This is a genomic window from Bradyrhizobium altum (genome assembly GCF_020889705.1).
GTDB lineage: Bacteria > Pseudomonadota > Alphaproteobacteria > Rhizobiales > Xanthobacteraceae > Bradyrhizobium > Bradyrhizobium altum.
The window spans coordinates 1-4,721 of record NZ_JACMYP010000421.1 but is presented as its reverse complement, the minus strand read 5'-3'; the positions used below and the strand labels follow the sequence as shown (position 1 = coordinate 4,721).

General features: G+C 64.6%; 3 protein-coding genes and 1 pseudogene. 2 read left to right on the top strand and 2 right to left on the bottom strand.

The window, feature by feature from the left end:
• Positions 1-251, top strand: a pseudogene (locus tag H8B02_RS45340) (hypothetical protein); the annotation flags it as partial.
• Positions 252-345: 94 nt separating this feature from the next.
• Here H8B02_RS45340 and H8B02_RS45335 read toward each other — a convergent pair.
• Positions 346-762: an META domain-containing protein gene (locus H8B02_RS45335; RefSeq protein WP_229172225.1), complete on the bottom strand. Its 417-nt coding sequence runs from the start codon at positions 760-762 to the stop codon at positions 346-348.
• Positions 763-908: 146 nt separating this feature from the next.
• The gene (locus H8B02_RS45330) at positions 909-2,579 is read right to left on the bottom strand and encodes an L-lactate permease (RefSeq protein WP_229172224.1); all 1,671 of its coding nucleotides are present in this window, start codon (positions 2,577-2,579) and stop codon (positions 909-911) included.
• A 309-nt stretch (positions 2,580-2,888) separates the two neighbouring features.
• Between H8B02_RS45330 and H8B02_RS45325 the strand changes: the two genes are divergently transcribed.
• Positions 2,889-4,631: an ABC transporter ATP-binding protein/permease gene (locus tag H8B02_RS45325; RefSeq protein ID WP_229172223.1), complete on the top strand. Its 1,743-nt coding sequence runs from the start codon at positions 2,889-2,891 to the stop codon at positions 4,629-4,631.
• The last annotated feature ends 90 nt before the right edge of the window (positions 4,632-4,721 follow it).

Sequence of the window (4,721 nt, the reverse complement as noted above, 5' to 3'; positions counted from 1 at the left end):
CCCTGAACGCGCAGGCCGCGGCGCTCGGAACGAAGCCGCCCGTCGCAGCCGCGGAGACCCGGCCGAGCACCATTCCCGGATGGTCGGTGGTCGAAGTCCGCGACGGCACCGCCGTGCTCGAGGGGCCGGAGGGCGTCAAGATGGCCGCACGCGGCGACGTCGTCCCAGGCCTCGGTCGGGTCGATTCCATCGTGCGCTGGGGCAATCGCTGGATCGTTGCCACCGCAAGCGGATTGGTCGCAACGCCCTGAGCCCGCGTTCGACGCAGCAACGCGACGAGTTCGTCACTTTTTGCTTGGGCATGATCTTTTCGGAAAACCGCTTCGCACTTTTCCGGATCATGCCCTAGTTGCTGTTGATCACGAAACGCAGCTGCCTGCTTCCGAAGAACGTGACCTGATCACCTTGCCGCCGCCAGCTCGTCGTGTCGCCGAGCGCGGTGAGCAGATCCTTGTCGGCCTGCGCCCGGTCCGGCGTGCAGTTGCGATTCTCCATCGCGCCGGGAACGAACACGATGGTATTGCCGGCAACCGAGAACTGACCCTTGCCGCCGTCGCACCACAGTTCGAGGATCACCTCGCCATTGTCGCCGACCTCGATCGAGGGAATCCGCTTGGAGCCCGGCATGCGCGCGGCATCGAGCGTCATCACGAAGCCGAACGGGAATTCTTCCTGGGCCTGTAGCGGCCCCGCGCCAAGCGCCGCTGCAACGACCGCCAACGCGGCCATGCCGCCGTTCAGAATCCGCTTCATCGAGATCATGCCATTCCCAGCAATTGCGACGCCGCCCTTGTATGGGACGAGGCTGCGATTGGCCAGAATGGCGGTGCGAGAAAAAGCGCTTGAAAAGCAAAATCCCCGCGGGCTCGCACCCGCGGGGATCTTGGTTTGGGCGACGCCTCGCCTCGTTATTTCAGAACCATCGCCGTGAACGGGTAGACATAGGCCTGCAGGGTCACGAACAGACCGACCAGGCACGCCAGCACGATCGAGTGCAGGAACACGTAGCGCAGGATCGACCCTTCGTGGCCGTACCAGTTGGTCGCGGTGGAGGCGACCACGATCGACTGCGCGTCGATCATCTTGCCCATCACGCCGCCCGAGGAGTTCGCCGCCGCCATCAGGATCGGCGACAGGCCGAGCTGCTCGGAGGTGATCTTCTGCAGATTGCCGAACAGGATGTTGGACGAGGTGTCCGATCCGGTCAGCGCCACGCCGAGCCAGCCGAGCAGCGTGCCGAAGAACGGGTAGAGCACGCCGGTCGCGGCGAAGGCGAGGCCGAGGGTGGCGTCGACGCCGGAGAGCCGGGTCAGCGTGCCGATCGCCAGCATCGCCGAGATCGTGATCAGCGAGATCGCGCACAGGCGGATGGTGCGGCCATATTCGGCGATCAGCTTGAGCGGCGAGAAGCCCATCAGGAGACCTGAGATGATCGCGGCGATCAGCAATCCGGTGCCGGTGAACGACAGGTAGGTGAAGCCGAACACCGCAGCTTCCGGCGTCGGCTTGGCCACCACCGGCGGCACCTTGAAGATCAGCTTGTCGAGATCGGGCACCGGATAGTTCCAGACGAAGTTGGCATTCGCCCAGGCCTTGAAGGCGCCGTTGCCCCAGATCAGCATCAGGATGCAGACGATGATCCACGGCAGCAGCGCGCTCCACAATTCGCCCTGGGTCAACGGCGTCTTGTCGAGCGGCTTGGCGGCCGCCATCGTCGCCGCCGATTCATCGCGGCCGCGCAACGCGGGCGACAGCCAGAGCTGACGCGGCTGCCAGATCTTGAGGAACAGGATCAGCGCGCCCATCGAGATCAGCGAGGCGCCGATATCGACGATCCAGGGATTGATGTAGTTCGAGATCACGAATTGCGGGACCGCAAACGACACGCCGGTGACCAGGATCGCCGGCCACACTTCCTTCATGCCGCGCCAGCCCGCGAACGCCCACACCACCCAGAACGGCACGATCAGCGAGAACAGCGGCAGCTGCCGGCCGACCATGGCGCCGAGGATGTAGGGATCGAGCCCGGTGACCGAGGCAAGGCCCTGGATCGGCGTGCCCAGCGCACCGAAGGCGACCGGCGCCGTGTTGGCGATCAGCGACAGGCCGGAGGCTGCGAGCGGCGAGAAGCCGAGCCCGATCAGCACTGCACCGGTGATGGCGACCGGTGTGCCGAAGCCCGAGGCGCCCTCGAAGAAGGCGCCGAACGAGAACGCGATCAGGAGCAACTGCAGGCGGCGATCCTCGGTGACGCCGCCGACCGCGCGCTTGAGCAGCTCGAACTTCCCGCACCTCACCGTGACCTGGTAGAGGAAGATGACGTTGAGCACGATCCAGCCGATCGGAAAGAACCCGGTGACGATGCCGAGGATCGATGCGCGGATCGACATGCCGGCCGGCATCGTGAACACGAAGATCGTGATCAGGTTGGTCACGATCACGGCGACGATGGCGGCGATATGTGCCTTCACCTTGCCGCTGGCGATCAGCACCAGCAGCGTGACCACGGGAATGGCGGCCGCCAGCGTCGACAGCCCCGCATTGCCGAGCGGATTGTAGATTTGATTCCAGGTGCTCATCTCGGGGTCCTTCCCACGTTCTTATGCAGCGCCCCGGCCTCGGTGCAGGCAGGCGCGCTGGTGCGATTGCGGGAGTCCGTCGGAAGAATTGCAGCCCCGGCTCGCGAATGAACGATCGGTAAGGATCGCTCACATCCTCGCGAAAAATCGAAGGTCCCCCGCCCCTCGCCGTTGTCGTCATGCTAGAGTTGACTCGATCGCCGGGACAAGCCAACGCTTGCATGCCAGACCTACGACTTTAGTCGAGGACCACGCCGATTGTCCCGATTCTTCAGGCCGTTGCGGCCACTTCCCCGGAGACGATAATCTGTGAACAACATTCGCTCGACGCTCGCGACGGTGTGGCGCATCGCCTCGCCCTATTTCAACTCCGACGACAAATGGGCAGGCCGCGGACTGCTGGCCGCGGTGGTGATCATCGAGCTCGCCAGCGTGTTTCTGACCGTGCTGTTCAACCGCTGGAACAATGTTTTCTACAACGCGCTGCAGGAGCGTGATCAGGCGGTCTTCACCTATCAAATCGGTTATTTCTGCGTGCTCGCGGCGTTCTGGATCGGCCTGAAGGTCTACCAGCTCTATCTCAATCAGTGGCTGCAGATCCGCTGGCGGCGCTGGATGACCACGCGTTATCTCGGCGGCTGGCTGCACGATGCCAACCACTATCGTATGCAGCTGCTCGGCGATGCCGCTGACAACCCCGACCAGCGTATCGCCGACGACACCCAGCGCTTCGTCGAACAGACCCTGACGCTCGGGATCGGACTATTGAGCGCCGTGGTGACGCTTGCTTCCTTCGTCTTCATCCTGTGGGGCCTTTCCAATCAGGCGCCGCTGCATCTGTTCGGCAAGGACCTCGCGATTCCCGGCTATCTGGTGCTGGGCGCGCTGGTCTACGCGATCCTCGGAACGGTCTTGACCCATGTGATCGGCAGGCCGCTGGTCGACCTCAACTTCCGGCAGCAGCGGTTCGAGGCCGATTTTCGCTTCAACCTGGTGCGGACCCGTGAGAACGCCGAGCAGATTGCACTGCTCCACGGTGAACCGGCCGAGCGCACGCGATTGCTCGATCGCTTCGGCTTCGTGGTCGGGAACTGGCTCGACATCATGCAACGAACCAAGAAGCTGACCGCGTTCACCGCGACCTATTCGCAAGCCGCCGTGATCTTCCCCTATGTGTTGATCGCACCGGCTTATTTCGCCAACAAGATCCAGCTCGGCGGCATGATGCAGACCGCGTCCGCCTTCAGCAGCGTGCAGGATTCACTGTCCTTCTTCATCTCGGCCTACCGGACGCTGGCCGAATGGCAATCGGTGGTCGCGCGTCTCGATGGCTTCGAGAACTCGATCCGCGGTGGCGATGCGCTCGCGCAGCGGCAGGACATCATCCACGTCAAGCCCACAGGCGGCGACACGATCGATCTCGACGATCTCCTGGTCACCCTGCCGGACGGCAAGCCGCTGCTCGCAGCGGACGGCTTCAGCCTTCGCGACAATGAACGCACCCTGGTCACCGGTCCCTCCGGCGCCGGCAAGTCCACGCTATTCCGCGCAGTGGCCGGCATCTGGCCGTTCGGTCGCGGCTCGGTCAATATCCCGGCCAATGCCAGCCTGATGATGCTGCCGCAACGTCCCTATCTGCCGATCGGCTCGCTGCATGACGCGGTGGTCTATCCGGGCCAGGCCGCGAGCTACGATGCGGGACGGGTCCGCGAGGTCCTCGCGGCGGTCGGACTGCCGCAGCTCGCGGCGCGGCTCGAGGAAGAAGCGCACTGGAACCGGATGCTGTCGCTCGGCGAGCAGCAGCGGCTCGGCATCGCCCGGGCGCTGCTGCATGCGCCGCAGTTCCTGTTCCTCGACGAGGCGACGGCCTCGCTCGACGAGCCGTCGGAAGCCGCGCTGTACCGACTGATCGCCGAGAAGCTGCCCGACACCGCGGTGGTCTCGATCGGCCACCGTTCGACGCTCGACGCCTTCCACCGGCGCAACATTTCGCTGGTCCGCGACGGCGACCGCTTCACCTTGCGTGACAAGGTCGAGGCCGCCGCGTCGTAGGCGAGCGAACTTGGCTGCGAACGCGAGCAGCCAGCCCCGGAAGTCACTCGGCTCCCTCTCCCGCTTGCGGGGGAGGGTTGGGGTGGGGGC